Source organism: Halorubrum sp. CSM-61 (genome assembly GCF_003781945.1).
Classification (GTDB): Archaea; Halobacteriota; Halobacteria; order Halobacteriales; family Haloferacaceae; genus Halorubrum.
Genome location: NZ_RJJW01000005.1, coordinates 177,845 through 204,434, shown reverse-complemented (window position 1 = coordinate 204,434; position 26,590 = coordinate 177,845). Strand labels below are relative to the sequence as shown.

At 67.5% G+C, this 26,590-nt stretch carries 25 protein-coding genes, 1 rRNA gene and 2 pseudogenes; 17 read left to right on the top strand and 11 right to left on the bottom strand.

The features are described 5' to 3' along the window. Positions 1-11: 11 nt before the first annotated feature. From EDM04_RS10650 to EDM04_RS10635, 4 genes are all read right to left on the bottom strand, one after another. The gene (locus EDM04_RS10650) at positions 12-458 is read right to left on the bottom strand and encodes a pyridoxamine 5'-phosphate oxidase family protein (protein WP_123621886.1); all 447 of its coding nucleotides are present in this window, start codon (positions 456-458) and stop codon (positions 12-14) included. A 623-nt stretch (positions 459-1,081) separates the two neighbouring features. Then, positions 1,082-2,128 (bottom strand): DUF1616 domain-containing protein, encoded by a 1,047-nt coding sequence (locus EDM04_RS10645; RefSeq protein ID WP_123621883.1) that lies wholly within the window; start codon positions 2,126-2,128, stop codon positions 1,082-1,084. 60 nt (positions 2,129-2,188) lie between these two features. Next, complete coding sequence (locus EDM04_RS10640) at positions 2,189-3,274, bottom strand: glycosyltransferase family 2 protein (RefSeq protein ID WP_123621881.1); 1,086 nt, start codon at positions 3,272-3,274, stop codon at positions 2,189-2,191. Between the two features lies 1 nt (position 3,275). Beyond that, positions 3,276-4,529 (bottom strand): VCBS repeat-containing protein, encoded by a 1,254-nt coding sequence (locus EDM04_RS10635; RefSeq protein ID WP_123621879.1) that lies wholly within the window; start codon positions 4,527-4,529, stop codon positions 3,276-3,278. 213 nt (positions 4,530-4,742) lie between these two features. Here EDM04_RS10635 and glmU point away from each other — a divergent pair, with 213 nt between their 5' ends. From glmU to EDM04_RS10620, 3 genes are all read left to right on the top strand, one after another. After that, positions 4,743-5,924, top strand: coding sequence for a bifunctional sugar-1-phosphate nucleotidylyltransferase/acetyltransferase (gene glmU / locus EDM04_RS10630; protein ID WP_123621877.1), 1,182 nt, complete (start codon positions 4,743-4,745; stop codon positions 5,922-5,924). A gap of 96 nt (positions 5,925-6,020) precedes the next feature. After that, on the top strand, positions 6,021-6,419 hold the full coding sequence (locus tag EDM04_RS10625; protein WP_123621875.1) for a hypothetical protein: 399 nt from the start codon (positions 6,021-6,023) through the stop codon (positions 6,417-6,419). A 15-nt stretch (positions 6,420-6,434) separates the two neighbouring features. After that, entirely contained in the window at positions 6,435-6,992 is a 558-nt protein-coding gene (locus EDM04_RS10620) for a sugar O-acetyltransferase (protein WP_123622161.1), read from the top strand. A gap of 420 nt (positions 6,993-7,412) precedes the next feature. Here EDM04_RS10620 and prs read toward each other — a convergent pair whose 3' ends face one another. Further along, the gene (gene prs / locus EDM04_RS10615) at positions 7,413-8,267 is read right to left on the bottom strand and encodes a ribose-phosphate diphosphokinase (protein ID WP_123621873.1); all 855 of its coding nucleotides are present in this window, start codon (positions 8,265-8,267) and stop codon (positions 7,413-7,415) included. A gap of 160 nt (positions 8,268-8,427) precedes the next feature. Here prs and EDM04_RS10610 point away from each other — a divergent pair, with 160 nt between their 5' ends. The 12 genes and pseudogenes from EDM04_RS10610 (at position 8,428) to EDM04_RS10555 (ending at position 20,270) form a co-directional block, all read left to right on the top strand. After that, positions 8,428-9,078, top strand: a complete 651-nt coding sequence (locus EDM04_RS10610) for an HVO_0476 family zinc finger protein (protein ID WP_123621871.1) — start codon at positions 8,428-8,430, stop codon at positions 9,076-9,078. Between the two features lie 230 nt (positions 9,079-9,308). Continuing rightward, on the top strand, positions 9,309-10,688 hold the full coding sequence (locus EDM04_RS10605) for a hypothetical protein (RefSeq protein ID WP_123621868.1): 1,380 nt from the start codon (positions 9,309-9,311) through the stop codon (positions 10,686-10,688). Between the two features lie 38 nt (positions 10,689-10,726). Beyond that, positions 10,727-10,826 (top strand): annotated as a pseudogene (locus EDM04_RS19060) (YccF domain-containing protein); the annotation flags it as partial. A 172-nt stretch (positions 10,827-10,998) separates the two neighbouring features. Further along, complete coding sequence (locus EDM04_RS10595) at positions 10,999-12,279, top strand: RNA-guided endonuclease TnpB family protein (RefSeq protein WP_123621866.1); 1,281 nt, start codon at positions 10,999-11,001, stop codon at positions 12,277-12,279. 131 nt (positions 12,280-12,410) lie between these two features. Next, a complete protein-coding gene (locus EDM04_RS10590; RefSeq protein WP_123621863.1) occupies positions 12,411-13,673 on the top strand; it encodes a Zn-dependent hydrolase in 1,263 nt (420 codons plus the stop codon). Positions 13,674-13,780: 107 nt separating this feature from the next. Further along, positions 13,781-14,737: a mechanosensitive ion channel family protein gene (locus EDM04_RS10585; protein WP_123621861.1), complete on the top strand. Its 957-nt coding sequence runs from the start codon at positions 13,781-13,783 to the stop codon at positions 14,735-14,737. A gap of 62 nt (positions 14,738-14,799) precedes the next feature. Next, the gene (locus EDM04_RS10580) at positions 14,800-15,081 is read left to right on the top strand and encodes a winged helix-turn-helix domain-containing protein (RefSeq protein WP_004045969.1); all 282 of its coding nucleotides are present in this window, start codon (positions 14,800-14,802) and stop codon (positions 15,079-15,081) included. A gap of 99 nt (positions 15,082-15,180) precedes the next feature. Next, positions 15,181-15,489: a hypothetical protein gene (locus EDM04_RS10575; RefSeq protein WP_123621859.1), complete on the top strand. Its 309-nt coding sequence runs from the start codon at positions 15,181-15,183 to the stop codon at positions 15,487-15,489. 684 nt (positions 15,490-16,173) lie between these two features. Then, on the top strand, positions 16,174-18,204 hold the full coding sequence (locus EDM04_RS10570; protein WP_206424455.1) for a PGF-CTERM sorting domain-containing protein: 2,031 nt from the start codon (positions 16,174-16,176) through the stop codon (positions 18,202-18,204). Between the two features lie 279 nt (positions 18,205-18,483). Continuing rightward, the gene (locus EDM04_RS10565) at positions 18,484-19,494 is read left to right on the top strand and encodes a transcription initiation factor IIB family protein (protein ID WP_123621855.1); all 1,011 of its coding nucleotides are present in this window, start codon (positions 18,484-18,486) and stop codon (positions 19,492-19,494) included. A 116-nt stretch (positions 19,495-19,610) separates the two neighbouring features. Then, positions 19,611-19,790, top strand: a complete 180-nt coding sequence (locus EDM04_RS10560) for a hypothetical protein (RefSeq protein WP_050026851.1) — start codon at positions 19,611-19,613, stop codon at positions 19,788-19,790. A gap of 246 nt (positions 19,791-20,036) precedes the next feature. Next, a complete protein-coding gene (locus EDM04_RS10555) occupies positions 20,037-20,270 on the top strand; it encodes a UPF0058 family protein (protein ID WP_123621853.1) in 234 nt (77 codons plus the stop codon). Positions 20,271-20,383: 113 nt separating this feature from the next. On the opposite strand, the gene EDM04_RS10550 is transcribed toward EDM04_RS10555, so the two are convergent. After that, positions 20,384-20,785: a DUF555 domain-containing protein gene (locus tag EDM04_RS10550; RefSeq protein WP_123621851.1), complete on the bottom strand. Its 402-nt coding sequence runs from the start codon at positions 20,783-20,785 to the stop codon at positions 20,384-20,386. A 124-nt stretch (positions 20,786-20,909) separates the two neighbouring features. Next, on the bottom strand, positions 20,910-21,836 hold the full coding sequence (locus tag EDM04_RS10545; RefSeq protein WP_123621849.1) for a DNA-3-methyladenine glycosylase: 927 nt from the start codon (positions 21,834-21,836) through the stop codon (positions 20,910-20,912). A gap of 136 nt (positions 21,837-21,972) precedes the next feature. On the opposite strand from EDM04_RS10545, the gene EDM04_RS10540 reads away from it, so the two are divergent. After that, positions 21,973-22,470 carry an SRPBCC family protein gene (locus tag EDM04_RS10540; protein ID WP_123621846.1) on the top strand — a complete coding sequence of 166 codons (498 nt, stop codon included), beginning with the start codon at positions 21,973-21,975 and terminating at the stop codon, positions 22,468-22,470. Between the two features lie 36 nt (positions 22,471-22,506). On the opposite strand, the pseudogene EDM04_RS10535 reads toward EDM04_RS10540, so the two are convergent. Both EDM04_RS10535 and EDM04_RS10530 read right to left on the bottom strand, forming a co-directional pair. Continuing rightward, positions 22,507-23,937 (bottom strand): annotated as a pseudogene (locus tag EDM04_RS10535) (sensor histidine kinase); the annotation flags it as partial. A 6-nt stretch (positions 23,938-23,943) separates the two neighbouring features. Next, entirely contained in the window at positions 23,944-24,831 is an 888-nt protein-coding gene (locus EDM04_RS10530; protein ID WP_123621842.1) for a DMT family transporter, read from the bottom strand. A 158-nt stretch (positions 24,832-24,989) separates the two neighbouring features. On the opposite strand from EDM04_RS10530, the gene EDM04_RS10525 reads away from it, so the two are divergent. Further along, the gene (locus tag EDM04_RS10525; protein ID WP_123621840.1) at positions 24,990-25,298 is read left to right on the top strand and encodes a hypothetical protein; all 309 of its coding nucleotides are present in this window, start codon (positions 24,990-24,992) and stop codon (positions 25,296-25,298) included. 16 nt (positions 25,299-25,314) lie between these two features. On the opposite strand, the gene EDM04_RS10520 is transcribed toward EDM04_RS10525, so the two are convergent. Further along, positions 25,315-26,187, bottom strand: a complete 873-nt coding sequence (locus EDM04_RS10520) for a hypothetical protein (RefSeq protein WP_241154889.1) — start codon at positions 26,185-26,187, stop codon at positions 25,315-25,317. Between the two features lie 170 nt (positions 26,188-26,357). Continuing rightward, positions 26,358-26,479, bottom strand: a 5S ribosomal RNA gene (rrf, locus tag EDM04_RS10515). Positions 26,480-26,590: the final 111 nt, after the last annotated feature.

Genomic DNA, 26,590 nt, shown 5'->3' with positions numbered 1-26,590 from the left:
CGGCGTCGCAGTCAGCGTTCCTCCGGTCCCATCCGCTTCGTGTAGTCCCACGAGTGCAGCCGCTCCGGCTCGATCCGCACCCGGACCTCCTCGCGCTCCGGGCTCAGGAGCCGCTCGCCGGTCGGGTTGTCGACGCCGCCGAGATAGCGCTCCAACAGCGCGCGGAGCAGCTCCTTGTCGGCGTCCGGCGTCACCGTCGCGCGCCCCCGTCCCCTGACGCCCTTGTACGGCGGGTCGTTCGTCGACACCTCGAATGAGACGCGGTCGTCGTGCGCGAGGAAGTCGGCGAGGTCGGCGCTCGCGCTCGTCGCGCAGTTGACCGCGCCGTCCCACGAGAACCACAGTGAGACGATCCACGGAGCGTCGCTCGGGGTACGGCATCCGACGCGGACCGGTATCCGCGCCCCCTCGAGGAACTGGTCGACGCGCTCGCGGTCCCACGGGCCGGTTATATCCATACGAGTCGTAAGGGCGTATGGGCCTAAACAGTGGGTGCCGAGGGATCGGAGTCGTCGTCGAGGACTCACGGGGCAAGGGTAGTGATATCCTCCGTCGGTGGCGCACTCTGACGCAACTACCACAGACACGGCTGTGATCGATAGCGGGAGTGGGTATCGCAGATCGGTGGTGGCGAGTGAGTATTTAAATAGCCGTGAGCGACGGCGACGTTTGCTTATAAATACGATGCGGTGGCGCGCCCCGGTGAGCGGCCCGCAGGGCCGCGAACCGACGGTGCGAGGGACGCGGTGAGCGCTCGCAGAGCGCGAACCGCGAGGCTGGGGAGGCGTGAGGCTGCGGTGCTGAGCGGTCGGGTGGGATTCAAAGGGGCAGCCGTGAGGGCGGCGCAGGCGACGCGAGCACCGCAACGAGGGAGCAACGCGACCGAGTGAGGCGCGCAGCGAGCGTGCGCCGCCCTCACGGCTGGGGCTTTGCAGGTCTTCACCGCAATACCGTCGATCACTTATAAACAGCCGCCAGCAACACCACTCGATCACTTATAAACAGCCGCCAGCAACACCACTCGATCGCTTATAAACAACCGATCAACCAATGTGCTATACCCACTCCCGCGATCCGTCAGCTACGCGTTCGGTCCCGTCTCGTTCGCTCCCGTCGCGCTCGCGTCTCCCACGTCGACCCAGATGTGTACCGAGCGGTACGCGTTCTCGACGGTCGGGTACGTCGGCGGTTCGTCGACGTACAACAGGAAGGCGATCCGGAGCCCCTCGCCCTCCATCCCCGGCTCGACCGTCCGCGACAGCTCCGTCGATTCGCCCCGTTGCAGCCGCGCGTCGAACCGATCGAGCTCCGACCGCTCGACGACGCGCGTCTCCCCGTCTCCGTCGTCCAATCGCTGTAGCTGCGCCACCACCGCGTACGACCGCGCGCCCGCCTCCCGGTTCGCGATCCCGACGCGGACCGTCGCCTCCTCGCCGGGCGCGAGCTCCCGCGGGTACTCGTCGGCGACCGCCGCCCCGCCGTCCGGGTCGGTGCCGAGGACGGACAGCTCGGTGTACCGCTCGCCGTTCGTCGACGTCGCCGCCGCGATCCCGATCCCGGCGACGGCGACGACGAGCCCGACGACGAGGAAGACGTTGAGCGCGGTGTAGACGGGCCGGTCCGGTTCGCGCACCCAGGCGTTCAGCCGTCGAGGGACAGCGAGCGAGGCGACCGCGAACCGCTGGTCCGGCGGGACACGAAGCCGACGGATCGCCGCGAGCGCGGCGAGCCCGACCGTCGCGACGGCGATGCCGGGGACCATCGTCGCCGGCCGGATGCCCCACTGGGTGTAGTGCAGGAGGAACCCGACGAAGGGAACGAAGACGACGCTGACCGCGATCGCCGACACGACCCGTTCCAGCGCGGAGAACGCGGCCGGCTCCTCCCGGCGGAACCCGAGCGTGGAGAGGCGCTCCGGGATGCGAGACGTCCGTTGCGGGAACAGCGCAGAGATCAGCGCGTACCCCGGACAGAAGGCCACGAACGCGCCGCCGAGCGCCATCCGAACGATTCCGCCGCCGTCTCCCGCGGCAAGTACGACGACCCCGATCGAGACGAGCGAGACGACCAGAAGGTCCAGGGGAAGCCGGCCGGCGAGCGACGTGGTCCCCCGGTCATCGAACGACATGCGAGCCCCTTTCGCGCAGGGAGCCAAAGGTAGGCGTCGGGTAACGCCCCGAACCGCCGGTCACCCGAGCGACCGCGAGAGCCCGCGCGCCAGGCGGTGCGTAGACCGACCCCCCAGCGACGCGAGCAGGTACGTGAGGAACCGCGGCTCCAGCGGGTACCGCGCGACCGCGGTGAACAGGAGCCGGCGGGCCTCGCCGTAGTTGCCGGTGTACAGCGCCGACGACCCGGCTCGGTACGCGGCCCACGCCCGCATCTTCCGACGGAAGGGCCGACCGTACGCCGCCGCGACGTCGTCGAACCGCTCGAGGAAGCTGTCGTAGCCGCGGCGCTTCTTCTCGAAGTCGTCGCTCAGCCGCCCGTGCGACGTGTACTCGTAGACGACGAGCGGCTCGGGAAGCCGGGCGAACGCGGCCCGCTGGGAGACGCGGACGAACCACTCCAGATCGGCCCACGCCTCGAACTCCTCGTCGAACGGGACCGCCTCCGCGACGTCCGTCCGGACCATCACGACGGACATCGACCCGACCACGTTCCGACACAGCAGCGCCTTCGTCAGATCGCCGTCGATCCGCGGCGGCAGCTCCTCGCGGACGCAGTCCTCGTGGATCGCCTGCAGCCCGCAGTAGACGACGCCGACGTCCTCGCCGGCCGCCTCGAACGCCTTCACCTGCCGCTCGACCTTCTCCGGGACCCACCGGTCGTCGTCGTCGAGGAAGGCGACGTAGTCCCCCGTTCCGGCCTCGACGCCCGTGTTCCGCGCCGCGTTGACGCCGCGGTTCGTCCGGTGTCGGACGCACCGATACCCGGCCAGCGACTCGGTGGCGACCTCCGCGAGCGTCTCGCTCGCGGGGGTGTCGGAGCAGTCGTCGACGACGACCAGCTCGATCGGTTCGTACGTCTGTTCGAGCACGCTCTCGACGCAGTCGCGCAGGTACGAGGGCCGGTCGTACGTCGTGACGACCACCGTGACGAGCGGATCGACGTCCGGATCGTCGTCGGGGTCGGCGTCCGGATCGTTGTCGGGATCGGCGTCCGGATCGTTGTCGGGATCGGCGTCTCGACCGGTGTCGGTGTTTCCGCTGGCGTCGGTCGCTCCGCCTAAAAATCCCGGCAGTCGGTCGCGGAGGGTCGTGTTCCCGAGCATGTTACGGGCGGTTGTACCAGGCGTCCACGTGCGTGTGCGGTTCGAACGACTTCCCGAGGAGGTCGGGCCGACCGTCCCCGTCGACGTCGACCGCCTTCCCCTCGTGAGTCGGCACTCCGCTCTCGACGACGGTCTCCCTGAACTCCCCGCCGCCCTGATTCCGGAACAAGACGTGCTGGGCGGTCTCCTCGTTCTCGTCGAGTCCCATCTCCGCGACGTAGATGTCGAGCGAGCCGTTGCCGTCGAAGTCGGCGATCTGGACCGTGTGCGGGCAGTACAGGTCGTCGTGGAGGATGTGCGCCTCCCAGTCGGGCGGATCGAACCACGCGACGCGTCCCATGTGCTCGCCGAGCAGCGGCGAGTCGCCCTCCGCAAACACCAGCTCCGGCTCGCCGTCGTCGTCCACGTCGCCGACGGCGACCCGCGTCCAATCCCAGCCGGTGACGACGTGCTCCCGCTCCCACCCGGCCGACACGTCGCTCTCGGACTCGTCGGAGGCGTCGTCCGGGGACGAGGCGGTCGCGTCGGCTGCGGCCGCCTCTCCGGACGCGCCCCCGTCGGTCGCGGTGCCGCCGGTCTGCCGATAGACCGCCGTTCCGGCGACGAGCTCGTTGTCGCCGTCGCCGTCGAGGTCGGCGATCGCGAGCCCCTCGACGTTGGTGTTCCGGCTGATCACCGTGAGACAGTCGCTGGGCCACGGCGAGCGCGTCGGGTCGTCGGGGACGTCGTAGTAGAAGACCGTCTCGCTCTCCTGTGACGCGCCGACGACCTCGGGCTCCCCGTCGTTGTCCACGTCGCCGAACGCGAGGTCGTGGTACTTCGAGAAGTCGTCCGCGATCAGGTGTTTCGTCCACTCCTCTCGGGGATCGACGGGCTGTTCGAACCAGTACACGTCGCTCCCGCCGAACCCCTGACCCACGAGGAGGTCGAGCCGGCCGTTCCCGTTCACGTCGCCGAGCGTCGCGCCGAGGGCGTGGAGGTCCGACTCCGACGAGATGGTGTGACGAGTCCACGCCGCGTCGCCGTCGTGGTTACCCCGGCCGGGGTTCTGGTACCAGAAGAGGTCGTTTTCGAGCCGCCGGAACAGGCGCCCCACGAGCGGGATCGTTCGGTCTCCCAACACCGGGAGGTCCTCGGCGCCCATCCCCCCGACGACGAGGTCCGGGAGGCCGTCGCCGACGAGGTCGACGGGCTCGCACACGAAGAGGCGCCCGCACGGAGGAGAGTCGTCGATCGTCTGATGGTCGAATCGCATCTCGTCGAAGAGACCGCCCCGCGACGCCTTACTATACGCAGACTAACCGTCTCGACGGTGAGATCGTCCGAATATCGTCGCGTTACTCGCCGGTTATCGACGGGCGCCCCCGCGAAAACGGGCGGCGTCGGGTCTCCGTCGACGCGAGCCCGAGATCCGTGAACGCGGGTATAGTCGGAGAATACCTTTGTCGCTCTCCGGAGTGGTCCGGCTGTGCAAACCGTCGTACTCGCGGCCGGACAGGGGACGCGGATGCGCCCGCTGACGGACAGCCTCCCGAAACCGATGCTTCCCGTCGCCGGGGAGCCGCTCGTCGGGCACTGCATCGAGGGGGCGATAGCCGCCGGCGCCTCGCGAGTCGTCGTCGTCGTCGGGTACGAGGGCGAGGCGGTCCGCGAGGCGCTCTCGGGCCGGGAGTGGCCCGTCCCCGTCGAGTTCGTGGAGCAGCCCGAACAGCGCGGGACCGCCGACGCGGTCCGCGCCGCCCGAGACGCCCTCCGGGACGGGCCGTTCGCGGTGTTAAACGGCGACGTGCTCTACGACGACTCGCTGGGGGACCTATTCGAGTCGGGGCCGGCGGTCGGCTCCTTCCGCGTCGACGACCCGAGCTCGTACGGGGTGTTGGAGACCGAGGGCGACCGTGTTCGCGGCGTCGTCGAGAAGCCCGACGACCCGCCGTCCGAGCTCGTGAACGCCGGGGCCTACGTCTTCCCCGAGGCCGCCCTCCGGTGGCTCGACGTGGAGGAGAGCGACCGCGGGGAGATGGAGCTGACCGACGTGCTCCAGCGGACCTGCGAGTCGTTCGACGTGACGTCGGTGCCGTTCGAGCGCTGGCTCGACGTCGGCCGCCCGTGGGAGCTGCTCGCGGCGAACGAGTGGAAGCTCCCGGAGACGGACGGGCGACGCGCGGGCGACGTCTCGCCAGACGCCGAGCTCCGCGGACACGTCACCGTCGAGCGGGGGGCCGTGATCGAACCGGGAGCCGTCGTCGAGGGCCCCGTCTACGTGAGCTCGGGCGCCCGCGTCGGCCCGAACGCGTACGTTCGGGGGGCGACGTACCTCGGCCCGGACGCGAAGGTCGGGCACGCCGTCGAGGTGAAAAACAGCGTCGTGATGGCGGACTCGCACGTCCCCCACCTCACCTACCTCGGGGACAGCGTCCTCGGTCGCGGCGTCAACCTCGGCGCGGGAACGACGGTCGCGAACCTCCGCCACGACGACGAGCCGGTGCGGGTGACCGTCAAGGGGGAGCGCGTGAACACCGAGCGGCGCAAGTTCGGGGTCGTCTGCGGCGACGACGTAAAGACGGGGATCAACAGCACCCTCAACGCCGGGGTGACGCTGTCGCCCGGGGCGACCGTCGACCCGGGCGAGACCGTCCTCCGAGACCGCTGACGGCAGCCCGGCCGATCCCGACGGCCGAGCCGTTCGCCGGCGGCGATCCGGCGCGCGGTGCGGCTTTTTAAGAGCCGGCGGCGCGGACGTGCGGGCATGACAAGATTCGACGCCGCGACGGAGGACGAGCGGCTGAAGCTGTTCGCGGACGCGGCGACCGCCCACCGCGCCCGGTCGAGCGACGTGATGACCGTCGACGTCGACCCCGACAGCGACGCCACCGAGGGCGGTGAGGTGCCGCCGTGGATCCAGCTCGCGGGCACGGAGCTCATCTTGGACTGCACCGACGACGAGCTGGACCGGCTGAAAGAGCTGCTCGGCGAGTTCCCGGAGTTCCGGATCGACGAACTGGTGAGCCCGGAAGAGGCCGAGGGGACGAACGCCGTGATCACCGCCCGCTCGGACGCGAATCGCGTGGCGGGGTTCGTCGAGCGCGCGTTCCGCGAGGTGTACGGGCTCGACGACGACTACCGGGCGTGGGTGACGGCGGTTTAAGACGGGAGTATGAGTATGCCTACCGAGACGGAGCGGATGCTCGCCGGGGACCTCTACGACCCGAGCGCGCCCGAACTGGTCGCCGACCGGGAGCGCGCCCGCGACCTCGCCCGGCGGTTCAGCGCGACGACCGAGGCCGAGTCGGAACGCCGTGAGACGCTCCTGCGGGAGCTGTTCGACGCGGTCGGCGACGACCCCGTCGTCCAGCCGCCGTTCCGGTGCGACTACGGGTACAACGTCGCGGTCGGCGACGGCTTCTTCGCGAACTACGGCTGCGTCTTCCTCGATACCAACCCGATAACCTTCGGCGACCGCTGTCTGCTCGGCCCGGGCGTCCACGTCTACACGCCGACGCACCCGATCGACCCGGAAGAGCGGGCGACGGGCCGCGAGCGCGCCGAGCCGGTGACCGTCGGCGACGACGTGTGGATCGGGGGCCGCGCCGTGCTCAACCCGGGCGTGACGGTCGGCGACGGCGCGGTGATCGCCTCGGGCGCGGTCGTCACGGGGGACGTGCCGGACCGCGTCGTCGTCGGCGGGAATCCGGCGCGGGTGATCCGGGAGATAGAGTAGATCTCCCCGTCGAAACCTCTCAGAACGGGCAGAAGCGGCTCGATGGACACAAAGGATGGTGCGGTGGCGCGTGCCTCCGAGCGCCCACAGGGCGCGAGGAGCACGCGCGAGGGAGTCGGCCGGCGCTTATAAGCGCCGGCCGACGAGGCTGGGGAGGCGTGAGGCGCGGTTGCTGTGCGGTCGGGTGGGACTCAAAGGGGCAGCCGTGAGGCGGGCGCAGGCGACGCGAGCACCGTAGGGAGTGAGCACCGCGAACGACCGAGGAGCGCGGCGAGCGTGCGCCCGCCTCACGGCTGGGGCTTTGGAGGTCTTCGTAGTCGGATCGATGGCACCTGCGTATCGCCGAGCGGCTGGGCTTTGCAGGTCTTCACCGTAGAGCCGTCGATCGACGATAAACAGCCGACAGCAACACCAACGGTTCTATTCGAGCGCGTCGGCGAGGACGGGCGCGACGCTGACGACGCTACACCCTCTCTCGAGGGTGTCGCTGCCGACGATCCGGTCGACGCCGGCGCCGCGGAGCTTCGTCACGGCGTTGGCCGCGAGCATGGGGTGGACGCAGGCCGCGAGCACCCGCGCCGCGCCGCGGTCGTTCAGCACGGCGACCGACTCGCTCATCGTCGACCCGGTGGCGACGATGTCGTCGACGACGACCACGTCTCGGCCCTCGACGGGGGCGTCCGAGGGCGACACCTCGACCTCGCCCGTGTCGCGGTCGCGGTGCTTCTCGAAGTAGTCGGTCTCGCCCGCGCCGTACGCGTCCCGGACCGTCTCCGCGATGCCGATCGCGCCCTCGTCAGGCGCGAGGAACAGGGGGTCGTCGAGGGCGGCCGGCAGGGGCTCCGCGAGCACGCTCGCGGCGTCGACCGTCTCGACGGGCACGTCGTAGAAGTCGGCGACGCCGGCCTCGTGGGGGTTGACGAGGACGACGCGGTCGGTCCCCGTGGAGATCGCCCGCGCCATCGCCCGCGCCGAGACGGGCTGGCCGTCGCCGAACGACTCGTCCTGTCGGGCGTACCCCATGTACGGGACCACCGTCGTCACGCGCTCGGCGCCGGCCTCGCGGACGGCGTCCTGGAGCTGGAGCAGTTCGACCCACGCCTCGTCGGAGTCGGTCGCGGCGACGAACGTGGCCTCCTCGCCCGCGAAGTCGGGGACCGCCGCGAGCCCCTCGCCGTCCGGGAACCGGTCGTAGGTCGGGGTCGCCAGCGGCCGACCCGTCTCCTCGGCGAGCGCGGCCGCGAGCAGCTGTGAGCTGGATCCGGGTACGATCATGGGCGTCCGTACCCCAGACACCGGTAAACCAGTTTCCTTACTCGCACGCTTCGCGGGGCGACTCCCGCGCGGAACGACCCCGACCGAGCCCCACGCGAGCGTGTGACGCACCGCGGCCACAGGGGCGGATATTTACGCGAGCGGCGGATACGACGGCGTAATGACCGAAACAGGAGACCGAGTCGGTCTCGCCTGCCCGTCGTGTTCGCCGGGCGAGGAGACCGTCCACGAAGTGTTGCGCCCCGGCGGGCAGGCGACCGTCCGCTGTACCGACTGCGATCACACGCACAAAGCCGAGATCCCCGAGGAGGAGACCGTCCGGCTGACCGTCGTCGTCTCGCAGGACGGCGAGTCGTTCTCGACCGAGATGGACGTGCCCGCGGACACCTACGTGGCCACGGGCGAGGAGTTCGTCGTCGACTCCCCCGACGCCCTGATGCAGGTCCGAGTGACTGGGATCGAGGTCGGGCCCGAGCAGCGCGTCGAGGAGGCCGACATCGAGGCCGTCGAGACGCTGTGGACCCGCTCGGTCGACAACGTCACCGTCCCGGTGACGCTCCACCCGAAGGACGGGAACGCCGACCAGACGCGCTCGCTGCGGGTGAACGTCCCCGGCGACTACGAGTTCACCGTCGGCGAGACGGAGGTCTTCGGTGAGGAGGAGTTCACGGTCGAGGGCGTCCAGATCCGCGAGGACGCCCCCGAGTACCGCCACGAGAAGCTGGACCACGAGGGCGACTTCGCGTACGCCAAGGACTGCAAGCGGGTGTACGCCCGCGACGAGAGCCTGACGGCGTGGTCGGCCTGGTAGGCGACGGCGCGAACGACACGGACGGGGAGTCGATCAGTCCCTGCTCTCTCCGCTCGATGACCTGCGACTGCGTTCCTCATAATTCGTTGTGACTGTCACGAACGCCTGAACTCACTTTATCACCTTATCTTTTGAACATGTGCGCTGTATTCGGCTAGCCGCGGAACCCGGCCGCCGAACGAGGGTCCGAACGGGGCCGTTGAACGCCAACTGGCGGGCACGCACACGACATGACGAATGAGAAAAACAGCGACGAAAAACAACAGACGAACGAGGGACGCGGAATCAACATCACTCGTCGGAGTTACGTCGCACTGAGCGCGATACTCGGCGGGCTCGGAACCGCCACCGGCGTCGATGCGGCGTCAACTGTCATCGAGGACTTCGAACGGTACGATGGGACGACGACGCTCGACGACGTCTACTCGTCTAGCACCCGCGCGTTCGACGTCGTCACCGACACCGTCTTCGAGGGAAACCAATCGCTGTACTCGGGGAACAGCTCCGGCCTGTTCATCAACTCGACGAGCGGGTTAGACACCTACCCCTCGATCGGCGACACGGTCGAGTGGTACACGTGGTCGAGAGCGGACGCGGGCGATCGGCTCCACTTCCTTCCCCAGAGCGAGACGGACCGGGACAATCACTACTCGATCGATCACTCGCTTCGCGACGACCGGATGCGGCTCGGACTCTACGTCGACGGTACCTCCGAGTACTTCGCCGTGGACACGGATTTCACGACGACGCGAGACGAGCGATGGCTGCGCCACCGCTTGGAGACCGAAGACACGGGGACGGCCCACGCGTTCACCTACGAGCTCCACGAGTACAACCCCTCCGGCGAGGACACGCTTCTCAACTCGATCTCCGGCATCGACGCCGAGGCGTCGATTTCGGACGGACAGGAGTTCTCCACGGGCGGCATCGGCTGGCTCGTCTACGGGGGATCCGGGACCGAACGGTGGTTCGACCGGTTAACGAAAGTAGACGACCGCGGTGGCGGCGGAGGGGGGAGTCTCTCGGTCACGACCGACGGTGCCACTGACGTCGCCGAGACGAGCGCGACGCTGAACGGATCGCTGACCGACCTGGGCGGGGCCGACAGCGCGGACGTCTCTTTCGAGTGGGGACCGAGCGGTGGCCTCTCGAACGCGACGACGCCACAGGCCCTGTCCGCGACCGGACGTTTCAGCGAGGAACTCACCGGGCTCGACAGCGGCGCGGACTACGAGTTCCGCGCGATCGCCGAGGCCAGCGACGGCGGCACCGACACCGGGGATATCCTGACGTTCGCGACCGACGTCGGCCAGACCGTTCCCGAGATCGACCGCATCGAACTCACCGATATCGGCAACCCGACGTGGGCGTGGGTCGAAGTCGACTGGGCGGTCTCCGACGCGGGCGGCGACCTCAACGCGGTCGAAACGGCGTTCGCACTCGGCGGCAGTCGGAAAGGGTCCGAAACCACCTCCGTCAGCGGGTCGTCCGCGTCGGGGATCCACCGACACCGAGAGCGCGACGGACAGGGGCAGACGTACGACGTCACGCTCACCGTCACGGACGCGAACGGCAACAGCACGTCGGAAACGAAACAGATCGACCTCTGAGCGTATCGTTTCTCCAGCGGCGTTCGCGGTCGCGGACGCCGCGGTCGCTTTCGGAGCCCGGGTCCGGGCGGGCAACACTCGCTGGCCGTCCGAGCGATCTACTTCGTCCTCGTCGGCTGGTGGCTGAGCCTGCTGTGGGGGACGTGGCGTCGTTCCTGACGATTACGGAGAATCGAGGAGAAAGCCTCGCGCTTTAGCGCGGGGATGAATCCGACACTACCCTTCGCAGTCCACCGTTCGATGGCACGGCTGGATATTCCACGCTGCGCCAATACGTACTTTCAAATAATTTTGTCTACATAGGTTACGTATGGCGAAACAGGTCGTTACTCGCACCTACGCTGCTTCCATACGGAATCAGTCACGGGTGTCGGACGACCTTGATTCGCTCGGGTTCGCAGCCAGTAAGCTCTGGAACGTTGGACGGTGGACGTGTAGTCGGATCTGGGATGAAATCGGCCACATCCCGAACCATAACGAACTCACCACGTACCTGAAGTCACACGAACGCTACGATGACCTCCATTCTCAGTCAAGTCAGCGAGTCCTTCAAGAACTCGCTGAGGCGTTCAACGGCTGGTACGGCAAGCGACGCAACGGAGACACGAAAGCGAACCCGCCCGGCTACCGCAAACACGGCGACGAACACCCGCGTTCGACGGTGACGTTCAAAACCGCTGGATTCAAACTCGACACTCAGTACGACCGAGTCCGACTCTCAAAAGGCTCGAACCTCAAGGAGTACTGGTCGGACTTCGTCCTGTGTAAGTACCAGACCCGCCCCGACGTTGACCTTTCCACCGTGGAGAACGTTCAACAAGTCAAGATTGTCTGGACGGGCGACGAGTGGGAACTACAATTTGTCTGTAAGGTCGAAATCGACGTAGATGAAGCCCCGGGTGAGAAAACCGTGGGTGTTGATCTCGGTATCAACAACTTCGCTGCGCTCGCTTATGAAGACGGTCACAGCGAGCTATACCCGCTGAATTGCTTGAAACAGGACGACTACTACTTCAGCAAGCGAATCGCTCGGTGTGACGATTCGAACTCCGAGCAGGCCACGCGGCTAAACCAGAAGAAGTCAGCTCGCCGTACTCACTACTTCCACACGCTCTCAAAACACATCGTCCAGCGGTGTGTTGACGAAGAAGTTGGAACGATCGTGGTGGGTGATCTCTCCGGCATCCGTGAGGATGAGGAGAACGGCGAGTCAAAGGATTGGGGTAGACACGGGAATCTCGACCTGCACTCGTGGGCGTTCGACCGCTTCACCGATCTCCTCGAGTACAAGGCGGAGATGGAAGGTATCACGGTTGAACACGTGTCTGAGCGGGATACCTCGAAGTCGTGCTCGTGCTGTGGTCGAAAGCGTGACGCGAACCGTGTTGAACGCGGGCTGTATGTGTGTGATGAGTGCGGGACGACGGCGAACGCGGATGTGAACGGTGCTGAGAACATTCGACAGAAAGTATCTCCGAGTTCACCGAATCTCTCGGTGAATAGGAGTAACGGCTGGTTGGCACAGCCATCGACGTTCTTGTTTGACACGGAAACTGGCGCGTTCGCGCCTCAAAAACAGGTCACGTCGTAAACCACAATATCCCAACCCAGCGGTGCAGCGCCGTGGGAATCCTCGCGCTTCAGCGCGGGGAGGATGTCAATCCGGAGACACCGTGCGACCGGACCACGAACGGTTTTGCCCCGCCGGCTCTCGATCCGGACATGGACCTCTCAGCCGACGCCGATCGGCTCCGCGCGGACCTGGAGGCGAACGCGGCGTTCGGGCGGATCGCGACCGACGACCCCGAGAAGCGCGGGCGGACGAACCGCACCGGGACCGAGGCGAACCGGGCGGCACGAGATCGGCTGGTCGAGCGGTTCGAGGACGCCGGGCTCGACGTCTCGGTCGACGCGGTCGGCAACCTCGTGGGGACGTGGACTCCCGACGCCGCCGACCCCGACGCGGCGCCCGTCGCGAGCGGGAGCCACCTCGACAGCGTCCCCGAGGGCGGGATCTTCGACGGCCCGCTCGGCGTGTACGCGGCGCTGGAGGCGGTGCGCGCGATGCGGGACGCGGGCGTCGAGCCGGCACGGCCGGTCGCCGTCGTGAGCTTCACCGAGGAGGAGGGCGCGACGTTCGGGGACGGGCTACTCGGGTCGAGCGTCGCGACCGGGGTCACTCCGGTCGAGGAGGCGCTCTCGTTCGAGAACGACGCGGGCGAGACGCTCGGCGAGGCCCTCGAGCGGATCGGCTACCGCGGCGACGACGCGATCGACCCGGCGTCGTGGGCGGCGTTCTACGAGCTCCACGTCGAGCAGGACACGGTCTTGGAGGAGGCGGGCGCGGACGCCGGCGTCGTGACGACGATCACGGGGATCACTCACTGCGAGGCGACGATCGAGGGAGAGGCGAACCACGCGGGCGCGACGGCGATGGGCGAGCGGACCGACGCGCTCGCGGCCGCGAGCGAGTTCGTGCTCGACGTGGAAGCCGCCGCGAACGAGGTGGTCGAGACCGACAGCGACTCCGCGGTCGGAACGGTCGGGTCGCTGTCCGTCTCACCGAACGCGACCAACGTCGTCCCCGGTCGCGTCGAGGCGGGGGTGGACGTGCGGGACGTCGAGACCGAATCGATGGAGGCGATAGCCGCCGCCGCGCGCGACTCGCTCGCCCGGCTGGAGCGCGAGCGCGGCGTCGAGACGAGCCTCGAGCGCCCCTTCGACGTGGCGCCGACCCCGATGAGCGATCGGCTCCGCGACGCGGCCCACGACGCGGCCGCGGCGGCGGGCCGGACCGCGATCGACCTCCACTCCGGGGCCGCCCACGACGCGATGCGGGTGGCGGCGGTCACCGACGCCTCGCTCCTCTTTACGCCCTCGCGGGACGGGATATCGCACAATCCGCGCGAGTGGACCGACTGGGCCGACTGCGCCGCGGCGACCGAGGTCCTGGCGGGCGCGCTGGCGCGAGTCGCGGCCGAGTAGTCGGGACGGAGGTTCGACGGTCGGCAGGGCGCCCGCCGACCGGGCGTGCCCGTGCCGACTCCGCCCGCCGTCACAACGATTTTTGCGGTCGGCCGCGACCGGCCACCGTGAGACGACCTCTGGGGCTCGGCGCTATCCTCCTCGGCGTCGTCGCCGGCGCGGCCGGCGGGCTCGTGACGACGACCGGCGCGCTCGGGAACTGGCCCGACCTGATCGGCTACCCGGCGAGTCTCGTCGTCGGGCGGGCGCTGCTCGTCGTCGCCGTGTTCGGCGTGCTGTACGGCGCGTACCGCCTCACCGTTCGCCTGCTGATGCGCTCTGCGAACAAGCGGCGCGCGTACAACACGCGCAACGTGTTGCGCCTCGCGTTCGGGTTCGTGGGGGCGGTCGCGACGCTCGCGGTGTTGACCGAGAACTGGCTCGGACTCCTCTTCTCGCTCGGGGTCATCGGCTTCGCGATCACCTTCGCGCTCCAGCAGCCCCTCCTGTCGCTGATCGCGTGGGTGTACATCACCGTCAAACAGCCCTACGGCGTCGGCGACCGCGTCCGGATCGACGACGCCAAGGGCGACGTGATCGGCGTGGACTTCCTCGTGACGACGCTGTGGGAGATCAACGGCGAGCTGGTGACGACGAACCAGCCGTCCGGGCGGGTGGTGACGGTGCCGAACAGCGTCGTGCTCTCCTCGAACGTGGTCAACTTCGGCGGGGGCGGCTCCCCGTACGTGTGGAACGAGGTCGCCGTGCAGGTCGCCTACGAGACCGATCTCGACTTCGCGCGCGAGGTCATGGCCGAGGAGGCGGCCGAACTCCTCGGCGAGGAGATGGCCGAGGGGATCGCGGCGTACCGCGAGGCCCTCGCCGAGACGCCGGTGGAGCTCGAGGTGTACGACAAGCCGACGGTGAACGTGACGCAGGGCGAGTCGTGGGTGGAGCTCCGTGTCCGGTACCTCACGCACCCGCGTCGCGGACAGCGCGTCAAGAACCGGCTGTACGAGCGGATCCTCGAGCGGTTCAACGAGCATCCCGACAGAGTGGCGTTCCCGGTGAGCCGGAACCGCTAAGCGATCGGGAGAACTCGTCCGGGAGCGGTGGAGTTAGGTGACGTGCCGACGATCGGAATACGATGGAAGCGGCACTCTGGTACGTGCTAACCGGAACGCGGGGCGGAGCGAACCGCGTCCGGCTACTGCGGGCGCTCGACGACCGCCCGCGAAACGCGAACCAGCTCGCCGAGGACCTTGATCTGGACTACAAAACGGTCCGACACCACCTCGACGTACTGATGGACAACGACGTCGTCCAGCGCAGCGGCGACGAGTACGGTGCCGTCTACCTGCCGACCCCGCGGGCGCGACAGCACTGGGACACTATCGAAACGATCATGGAGCAGACAGATGACGACTGACGGACCGAAGCGTCGGAGCCGCGACCGCCGCGTTGCGGGTCATATTCGGAACGAATTTGGGAAAGCGGTTATACCCACCCCGCCGATAGCAGGTGTACGATGAGTCTCTGGTTCGACGTGGCGCGGGTCTCGGCGGGGCTGAACGTGGCCCTGCTTCTCGCGCTCGTCTGGGTGTGGGGGCGGAACTACGTACAGTTCCGCTCGAAGCACGCCCTCGGGTTGGCGATGTTCGGCGTGTTTCTGCTGGGGGAGAACGCGTTCGCACTGTACATTTACCTGCTCGACCCGACGCTGTCCGCCTGGTTCGCCTCCGAAGCCGTGCCGCCGATCGCGTGGCGCGGGATGATGGCGCTGCACGTCCTCCAGACCGTCGGCCTCGTCTTTCTCGTCTGGGTCACCTGGGACTGAATCGGTCGGGACTGTTTTTACCGTACCGTCGCGCGACTATCCGCGAGCGCCGGGGTGCAGCTTGATCGATGGCGGGAGTGAGTATATCGAGATGGTAGTTGGGTTGTTTATAAATGAGCGAGTGACGTTGCTCGCGGCTGTTTATAAGCGATCGGCAACGCTGCGGAGAAGACTGCAAAGCCCCAGCCGCGAGGACGGCGCACGCTCGCTGCGCTCCTCGCTCAGTCGCTGACGCTCCTTTGCTGCGGTGCTTACGTCGCCTGCGCCGTCCTCGCGGCTGCCCCTTTAAGTCCCACCCACACCGCAACCACCCCGCGCCTCACGCCTCCCCAGCCTCGTCAGTCGCCCTCCGCGTTACTCCGGGCGACTGACTCCCTCGCGCGGCGCTTCTCGTGGCCGCCGTTGGCGGCCACTCGAAGGCGCGCGCCACAGCACAATTCTTTATAAATGAGCGTTGCTATCGCTCGCGGTTCTTTTAAATATCCTGTCGCCACCACCGATCTGCAATACTCACTCCCGCAGTCCATCACTGCTGTTCCGAGAACCGGCACGCCAGCCCTTGAAAATTCGTTTTGGGCCGCTTTCCGAACGAATTTGGGTGAGAAATCGGCGGGAGTTCGGGAAACCTCTTTTTATATATCCCCGGTCGACTCTTTCATGCGCAACAGCGCATTGACATTGGCGATGGCGGTCGTGGTGGTCGTGTCGGCGGTCGCCGGCGCGGCTGGCGCGGTCGCGGCACAGAGCGGTACCGACGCGGCGAGCGTGAGCTTCGCCGACGGCACGTCCGGCGGGAGCGCGGTCGTCGTCGACGAGGTTCACCTCCCCGATGGCGGGTTCGTGACGATCCACGACTCATCGCTGACCGACGGCGACACCCTGGGGAGCGTCGTCGGCACGAGCGCGTACCTCGAGTCGGGGACGCACGAGAACGTGACCGTCGAGCTCACCGACGCGGTGGAGACGGGGACGTTCCACGCGATGGCGCACCGAGACACAGACGGCGACCGCGCGTACGCGTTCGTCTCCTCGAACGGCGAGACCGACGGTCCGTACACGGTCGACGGCGACGTCGCGATGGACGACGCGAACGTGACGGTCTCCGCGAGCGTGACCGGGACCGACCAGCCCGGCGAGGGCGAGTACGTGATCGTCGACCGCGTCGAGCTGAGCGACGGCGGGTTCGTGACGGTTCACGACTCCTCGCTCGCGGACGGCGCTGTGTTCGACTCCATCCGCGGCACCACCGAGTACCTGGAGGCCGGCGTCCACGAGGACGTCCGCGTCCGGCTCGACGAGCCGCTACAGAACGACGACACGGTGTTCGCGATGGCGCATCAGGACACGAACGACAACGAGGCCTACGACTTCCCCGAAAGCGACGGGAACGAGGACGGCCCGTACCTCGACGCGAACGACGAGATCGTGATGGCCGGGATCGGCGTCGAGCTCGACGACGACGCGCGGGCGAGCTTCGCCGCGCAGTCGTCCGGCGGCAACGCGGTCGTCGTCGACGAGGTCTACCTGCCGGAGGGCGGGTTCGTGACGATGCACGACTCCTCGCTCGCGGACGGCGCGACCTTCGACTCCGTCCGCGGCACCAGCGCGTACCTCGACCCGGGGATCCACCGCGACGTCGTCGTTCGGCTCGACGACCCGCTGACCGAGGACGACGCGCTGTTCGCGATGGCGCACCGGGACACGAACGACAACGAGGCGTACGACTTCCCCGAAAGCGACGGCAGCGAGGACGGCCCGTACACGACCGACTCGTCGGACATCGTGATGGACGACGGGAACGTCACCGTCTCCGCGGGCGTCGCGTTCGAGACGAGCGATTCGGACGGCGCGACGGTCACGGTCGACCGCGTCGACCTGAGCCAAGGCGGGTTCGTGACGATCCACGACGCCTCGATCGGGGGCGGCGCCGTGTTCGACTCCGTTCGCGGCACCAGCGCGTACCTGGAGGCCGGCGTTCACGAGGACGTGGCGATCGAGCTCGACGAGCCGCTGACGGACACCGAACAGCTCGTCGCGATGCCACACCGCGACACGAACGGCAACGAGGCGTACGACTTCGTCGATAGCGAGGGAGACGCCGACGGTCCCTTCCTGACCGGCGACGACGCTCCGGCGACGGTCGGCGCAAGCGCTCAGGTGACCGCGTTCGTCGACGCGAGCGCGCAAGACACCGACGGCGAGACCGTCGTCGTCGGCTCGGTGACGCTCCACGACGGCGGATTCGTGACGGTTCACGACTCCTCGCTCGCGGACGGCGCCGTGTTCGACTCCATCCGCGGCACCAGCGCGTACCTCGGACCGGGAACGCACACCGACGTCGAGATCGCGCTCGACGACCCGTTGACCGAGGGCGACACGGTCTTCGCGATGGCGCACCGCGACACGAACGGCAACGAGGCCTACGACTTCCCCGGCAGTGACGGCGCCGAAGACGGCCCGTACGCGGCCGCGGGCTCGCCGGTGATGTCCGCCGCCGATCTGACGGTCGAGGGCGCCGAGACGGGGGACGAGGTGAACGGGGAGAACGACGGAGACGCCGATGACGACGACGGGATCGACGGCGAGAACGACGAGATGAACGACGACCAGATGAGCGACGGCGGCGGGAGCGGCGACGAAACGCCCGGCTTCGGCGCGGTCGTCGCCCTGATCGCGTTGATCGCGGTCGCGCTCGTCGCGCGCCGTCGGCCCTGAGACCGGCCGCGCGAGTACGGTCGACGTCGTCGGCTCGTCGACCACGATCGATCACCCTCTTTTATATATCTCTAATAATACCGATAGTCGATCCGATAACATAGCGCGATTCCGACAAACCCGTTATACACTCACACGCGAGCGGTAGCGGACGTTTCTAAATATCACCGAGTGTGAAATTTGCACAAAGATTTATATACCTTGGAGACTTACTATTGGTTAACGAATCGGCGAACCCGGCTCCAGTATTTCTGTCGGGAGTTCGATCGGTGACACACCATGAACACCACGACTGAGACACACATACGCGAATACGACAGCGAAACGGAGCGAGACCGTACCACGGGATCGACCGAATCGACGACCGAGGAGACGGAATCGACGAGAGAGCAGACCACGACCTGTCCCGAGTGCGACGGGAACCTCGTAACTGACACGGAGCACGGCGAGACCGTCTGTACCGACTGCGGGCTCGTCGTCGAGCAGGACTCGGTCGACCGCGGGCCGGAGTGGCGCGCGTTCGACTCCAACGAGCGCGACAGCAAGTCCCGCGTGGGAGCTCCGACGACGAACATGATGCACGACAAGGGGCTCTCGACGAACATCGGCTGGCAGGACAAAGACGCCTACGGCAAGTCGCTGTCCAGCCGCCAGCGGCAGCGGATGCAGCGGCTCCGCACCTGGAACGAGCGGTTCCGCACCCGCGACTCGAAGGACCGGAACCTCAAGCAGGCGCTCGGCGAGATCGACCGCATGGCCAGCGCCCTCGGGCTCCCCGACAACGTCCGCGAGACCGCCTCGGTCATCTACCGCCGCGCGCTGAGCGAGAACTTGTTGCCGGGACGCTCCATCGAGGGTGTCGCGACCGCGGCGCTGTACGCCGCGGCGCGACAGGCCGGGAACCCCCGGAGCCTCGACGAGTTCACCGCGGTCTCGCGGGTCGACAAGATGGAGCTCACTCGGACGTACCGGTACGTGATCCGGGAGCTCAAACTGGAGATCCAGCCCGCCGATCCCGGGAGCTACGTCCCCCGGTTCGTCTCGCGGCTCGAACTCTCGGAGGAGACCCAGCGGCTCGCCCAAGATCTGCTCGACAGCGCGCAGGAGGCAGGGATCACGAGCGGGAAGTCGCCGGTCGGCCTCGCCGCCTCCGCGGTGTACGCGGCCGCGCTCCTCTCGAACGAGAAGGTGACACAGAGCGAGGTGTCGGCGGTCGCCGACATCTCCGAGGTCACCATCCGGAACCGGTACAAGGAGCTTCTCGACGCGAGTGAAGGGCTGACCGCCTGATTCGGTCTCGATCTTCCCTCGTCTCAGCCCCGGTCAGTCGTCGGTCCTCTCGAGCGCCCACGAGCCGATCTGAACCGCCACGTACGTTTTTAACCCGGCCCCGTGTACGTCGCTCCATGGTGGATGCGTTCGTCAGACTCGTCTGTCCGGAGTGCAACAAGGAGTGGCAGGACAACCCCGCCGACTTACAGCGCCTCCGTTCGAACTTCAGCTGTCCCGACTGTCACGCGACGCGACGACTGACCGAGTTCATGCGAACCGAACGCGATCTCGAGGCGGTCAAACAGTTCCAGTAACCGGTCGTCGATCCGCGTCTCGCCTCTTCGAGCGAGCACGCGCGTCGGCGAGGTGATCGGGAACGCGCCGACGAACGGATTTCTCGACGCTCGGTGGTCGATCCGGAGAGGCGAATTCGAGAAACCCTCCCGATCGATAACGCGAAAAGACGCGTCTCCGCGCTCGAAACGTGGAAATTTGGGGTACCCATGGTAACGTGACTCAGGATAATAATATAAACCTCCGGTAGTAAAGGACTGGTACTCATGAAGAAGCAGGAACTCATCCACCTTCACGGCCTCCTCGCCGAAGTACGAAAACAGTGCGAGTTCTGGAACGAGGACATCGACCTCGAGGCCTACGAAGAACTGGGCGTCAAACCGACATCGATTCACAAGTCGAAGACCGACCACAAAGCCGCCGTTTTTAAGCTGACCGAGGGAATCACCGAGCCGATGGACGAGTCTGAATCGGAGCCGCTGGCCCCGACCGCAGACTGAGTCTTTATCGCCGCTTGCCGACCGAACGCTACGTCCTTAGTGGCCACGTCGCCGCTCGCGTGTGAAACAGACTCCCGAGTGCCCTCCTCTCGAATCGTTCAGTTCCGAAGCGTTCAGTCCCGAGCGTCGGCCGCGTCGTCGCTGGCGTCCGAGTCGTCCGTCGACGACTCCGCGGAGTCGTCCCCGATCTCTTCGACTCCGAGCACTTTCAACGGAATATTCCGGAGCCGCTGTCCGATCTCCTTGCGGGCGACTCGGCTCGCGTGCTCCTCGCGGTCGACGTTGAACACGTCCATTTGGAGTTCGAGCGCGACGAGGGCCTCGTCGGCGGCGACGAACGCCGGCGGGAGCTCCTCCCCGCCGGGCGACGTGCGGCTCCCGGTCTCGATCTCGACGTAGTTGAGATCCGGGTTTAGCATCTCGCCGGTCTTCGAGATAGCGATCCGGACCGCTTCGTCGGCGGTCTCCACGTCGTACACCGGGACGGCGGCCTCGACGACGACTCGGCAGTCCATCACGAGTCCCAGTACCACGCGAATCAGCATGAAAGTTCGGCTGAGAGGTCTCCGAGCCGAAACGACGCGGCGGGCTGCGTCGAACCGGGGCGGACAGCCTCGAGCCGCGTCGGTCCGGTGTGGACTACTCACCGCCCGCGCGGAGATGGTAGAAGACGTACGTCTGCGCGTAGCCGGCGAACTCGCCGCCGAACCGCTCCCGGATCGCACGCGAGGTGTCGGCGTAGTTGCCGCGCTCGCAGTCCGGGTAGTACTCCTCGATCGTCGTCCGGATCCACGTGTCGAGCGGGACCGCCTCCAGGAAGCCGAGAGAGAACAACAGCACGCAGTCGGCGACCTTGTCCCCGACGCCGACGAACCGCGTCAGCGACTCCCGCGCCTCCTCGTAGGGGAGGTCCGCCGCCTGCCGCGGATCCGCCTCACCGGTCGCGATCATCTCCGCGGTCCGCTGCACGTAGGGGGCGCGGTACCCCAAGGAGAGATCCCGGAGCTCCTTCTCGGTCCGCGACGCGAGCCGGTCCGGGGTCGGAAACGCGCGGTACTCCTCGCCGTCGAGCGCGACCGCGTCGCCGTACGTCTCTCGGAGGCGACGCTGCATCCCGTGGATCCGCGCGACGCGCATCTGCGCCGAGCAAATAAAGGATATCAGACACGGAAAGACCGGGTCCCGCGTGAGACGCATCCCCTCATAGGCGTCGTACGCCCGTTCGAGGAGGGGGAGGTCCGGCGTCGCGTCGAGGATGGCGTCGAGGTCGTCGTCGAGCCGGAACAGGTGTTCCAAGAGGGGGGTGGCGTCGACCGACGACTCCCAGTGAACGGTTCCGTCGCGGACGCCCCCTTCCTGTCGCACTCGGAGGGGGACCCGATCGTCGCTCACTCCCGGGATCGGGTCGACGACCGTCTCGTACCACGCGTCGCCGCCGTACGCGTGGAGGTCCTCGTAGGTCCCGCCGTCGGCGCGGTTCCAGAGGTAGCTCTGTCCGCTCTCGACCGTCGCTTGGAGATCGAACGGGCCGGCCAGGTCGGCGACGTCGATCGCGCCTCGCTCCATTACCGATCAGACGGCGCCGCGACCGTATGCGGGTTTCGGTCGGGCGGGCGCGAGTGCGCCGAGATCACGAATCGCCGCCGAGCGCGCGGACCGCCGCCGAGGACGGGTTTTTGCCCGTTCGCTCCCTAACAGACGTATGCCCACGTACCGGCGGACGACCCGCGTTCCGGCCCCCATCGACGAGGTGTGGACGTTTCACTCCACGATCGACGGGCTCCGCGAGCTCACGCCCGACTGGATGCGTCTCCGGGTCACGGGCGTCACGGGACCGGACGGGGAGCCGGACCCCGACGTGCTCGCCGAGGGGTCGGAGATAGGGATGTCGATACGACCGTTCGACGTCGGACCGCGACAGCGGTGGACCTCTCGGATCACCGAGCGAGAACCCGGCGAGGGAGACGATCCGGGCGACCGGGCCCGCTTCGTCGACGAGATGACCGGCGGTCCCTTCCGGAAGTGGGAGCACACGCACGCGTTCTACGCCGACGGGGAGGAGACCCTGCTCGTGGACACCGTCGCGTACCGGCTCCCGTTCGGCCCGCTGGGAGACGCGGCGGGACCGTTCGCGAAGGTCGGGTTCGAGGGGATGTTCCGTGACCGACACCGACGAACGATCGCCCGGTTCGAGCGGTAGCCGTCGGTCGGAATTTGAGCCGATGACTCTCGACGGTCACGCGGGAGTCGCGGCGGTCTCCGCCTCGAAGGATATCTCGAACACCGCGCCGCCGTCGTTGTGGACGTCGACCTTCCAGCCGTGGGCCTCCACGATGCGGTCGACGATGGCGAGCCCGATACCGGAGCTGTCCGCGGTCGAAACCCCAGAGTCGAAAAGCGAGCCGCGGACGTCGGCGGAAACTCCCGGTCCGTCGTCGGCGACGTAGATTCCCTCGTCACCAGCGCCGTCGGTTCGGGGGCCGATTTCGATCGCGACGCCCGGACCGCCGTGGTCGACGGCGGCGCCGTCTCTCGAACGACCGTGTTCCACGCTGTTCCGGAAGAGGTTCTCGAACACCTGCCGAAGCCGGTTCGGGTCCGCGTGTACCCGCCCGATCTCGTCGGCGATCGTCAGCGTCGCGTCGGGCGCCCGGACCGTCTGCCACGCCTCCTCGGCGACGCTCGTGACCGAGATCGACTCGATCTCCCCGATCGTCTCCCCCCGTTTCGCCAGCATGAGGAGGTTGTCGATGAGCGACTCCATCCGGGTCACCGCCCGATCCATCGGCTCGTACGTCGACTCCGAGACCTCGCCCTCGACCATCTCCAGGTACCCCGACAGCACGTTGAGGGGGTTCCTCAGGTCGTGCGAGACGACCGAACTGAACTGTTCGAGCTGTTCCGTCCGCCGACGGAGCTCCAGCCGGCGGTCGTTGCGCGCGATGGTGTACGCGATCAGATCGCCGAACGTCCGATAGAGGTCCACCTCCTCGTCGGTCCACGTCCGCGGCGCGTCGGTCTCGAAGGCCAACACGCCGACGAGCTCCCAATCGACCACAAGCGGGACGTGAACGGTCGCCGGCACGTCGTCCCCCGCCTCGGCGGAGACGTCTCCCTCCGCCGCTGAGGGCCCTGCCGACTCCGGTGGAACCGACGGTCTGACCACGTTCTCGAAGGTCGAGAGCCGCTCGGCGTCCGGGAACTCGTCGAGCGGACGCGGCGCGACGTCGCGTCCGTCGGGACACCAGACGTGCGCGGGATCGAGCGCCTCCTCGCCCTGCAGGTAACAGACGATTCGGTCGAGCTCGGCGTGTTCGCCGACGTTCTCCATGGTCCAACTGATCTTCGTGTCGACTTCGTCGGACCGCGTGCTCATCAGCGTCGACCCCGAGTCCAACAGGACCTCACGGAGCCGATCCGCGTCGTCCGATCCGAACCGAGTCCGCCGCAGTTCCACCGCGTCGACCAACCGTTCCACGAGGGGATCGGTCTCGGGGTTCGAGTCCGATCCGTTCGGTTGCGAGTCGGTTACGACGTCGGCGGCGTCCGCCCGAAGCGCGAGGCGAAACTCCTCGGCGGTCCCCGTCTCGAGGACGACGATGACGGGAACCTCGTCCGGCGTCGCCGCGAGCCGGTCGAGGAAACGTCGCTCGAGGCGGCGCGCGGCGGGGGATCACGCCTCGCTCTCGGTCGCGGTGAGCGAGATCCCCGCGAGAACGACGGCGCCCCCGACCAGCGTGAACGTCGTCGGTGTCTCCGAGAGGAACACGACCGCGAGGACCGTCGCTCCGACCGGCTCGCCGAGCAGGGACACGGAGACGACGCTCGACTCGAGGTGCGCGAGCGCCCAGTTGACCACGGTGTGACCCAGCAGCCCCGGACCGACGGCGAGGCCGACGAAGATCGCCCACTCGCTCGGCGGGTACCCCGTTAGCCCGTGGCCTTCGACCAGGACGATCGCGAGGAGCGAGACCGTACAGACACCGTACACGATCACCACGTACGGGACCAGCGCGACCCGTTGTCGGATCGAGCGCCCGGCGAGCACGTATCCGGCGGCCATCACGGCGCCGAACAGCGCCAGGCCGTTCCCGTAGAGCGGTTGGGGACCGACCAGCACGCCCCCGAGAAGGTCGCCGAGCGACATCGCCGCCATCCCGCCGACCGCGACCGCGATACCGGCGGCCATCCGAGGGGTCACGCGCTCGCGCAACAGGAGCCACGCCCCGAGCGCGACGAACACCGGCTGCGCCTGAACGAGCGTGACGCTCGCGGCGACGCTCGTCCACGCAAGGCTCTCGAACCACGCGGCGAAGTGCAACGCGAGCGCGACCCCCGAGAGCGTCGCGAACCCGAGGTCCCTGCGGGTGACGCCGGCGAGCTGCGACCGGTAGCGCCAGAGTGCGACCGGGACCAGCGGCAGCGTCGTGAACAGCACCCGATAGAACGCCGCGACCGAGCTCGGGGCGTCGCTGAGGCGGACGAGAATCGCCCCGCCGCTCACGGCGGCCACCGCGACCGCGAGTCCGACGACCGGCGGAACGCGCGGGTCAGACGACATCCGTTCGACTCGCCGATTCCCGTCGCACCCGGTTACCGGTTTCGGGACGCCCGGGCGCGACCCGGACGCGGCTCGTTCGGGTTCGAATTCGCGGCGCCCGGCGACGAGATCCCGACGCGTCCGACGAGATTTTGAAAACCGGGACCGAACGTCGACGCATGTGCGCAGACACGTTCGGGGTCGGGATCTACCTCACCGAAGCGGAGTTCGAGTTCGTCGTCGGAGTTCCGTCCGACGTCGACTCCGGCTGGACCGATCCGGAGGAGTTCCAGTCGCTCGTCGCCGAAACGGTCTGGGAACGGCTCGACCGCCAGTCCGTGTTCGAGTCAGTCGCCGACCGCTTCCGAGCCGGTGAGACGGCGACGCTCGGAACGGTAACCCTCGAGCCCGACGGCACCGTGATCTCACACGATCTCGAAATTCCCGAACCCGCCTCGGGAGACGGCGAAAGCGACACCGACGAGTGAGGAGGCCGACGCCGCGTCAGCCGTCGATCGACCCGTCGCCTTCGTCGGTCGCGAGCGTCGCCCCGACCGCCCACATGCGCGCCGGTCTGTACGCGGTGAGATCGTACCGCGTCGGGCCGACGGTCTCGCTCCACGTGTCCACGACGCCGAGCGAGACCAACCCCGACAGAGCCGTCCCGAGCGTCCGCGGCGTCGTCTCCGGCTCGGAAAGCGTCGCGTGAATCTGCTTCGCCTGTGGATAGTTCCGCTCACACCCTTCGATTCCGTCCCGTGTTTCGGCCCAGTGTTGCCGAACGTACCCGAACGTCGTCGGATCATCTTGTCGGAGCGTATCGAGCGCCAGCCCGACCGAGTGATCGAGTTGTTCCACGTTGCCGACCGGATCGAACACCGACGCGACCGACGACGCGGCCCGCTCCGTGAACGAACAGCCGATCACGACGGTACTGTCGCAGTCGTCGAGTCGAGCACCTAACCCGTCGAGAAGTTCATTCGCCGCATCCGGGCCCTGCTCGGCCAACAGCGGTTCGATATCGTCGACGATCACCGTGAGTTCGAGGTCGCGAGCGTCCGTGAGGTGGTCCGAAACCGCCTCGAGGATCCGCTCGACGTCGACCGGTGCACCGAGCACGGTGTACGCGAGCCTGCGGTCCGGAACGACCTGCGTCCCCGTCGCGGCACCGCGAGTGAGATCGCTCGCGGAAACGATCGCTTCTCTGTCCGGCAGCGTGCCAACGCTTCGGCGCCACCCGCGTCGCCACTCCTCGATCCCCGTTCCGAACAGTAGCGAGATCACCTGTCCGCCATCCGATCCGTCACGAACCGACGGCTGCCCCCGATCGGACACGCGCACCGCGAACTCGCGACCGGGCTGGCTCGGAACAGGCATGGTTACGTTCGCTTCAGGGAGAATATGCATAAACTTACGGGGATAAGTCTCAATACTGAGAGCTTCACCGATCGAAACGTGTGGAGGGCGCTACCGCTCGCTACACATGAAAACAGCCCACGGACGCTGCGTCCGTGGGCTGAAAGYGGGAGTATTCTCCCGAATGATTGGGCAGGCGGCGAACCGCGGTTCCCAGAGGATCGCTCACTCCAGTACTTCCCGGTACGCTGGTGGGCTTAACTTCCGTGTTCGGAATGGGTACGGGTGTTTCCCCACCGCTGTGGCCGCCTTTATGCCGACTCTCGGTCTCGAACCGAGACTCCCTCACTCCGAGAGAGACGCCTGTGTCGGTGGTTCTGCCGACCGTGTATACGTGCGATCCAGTTACCGCCTGAACTCATAC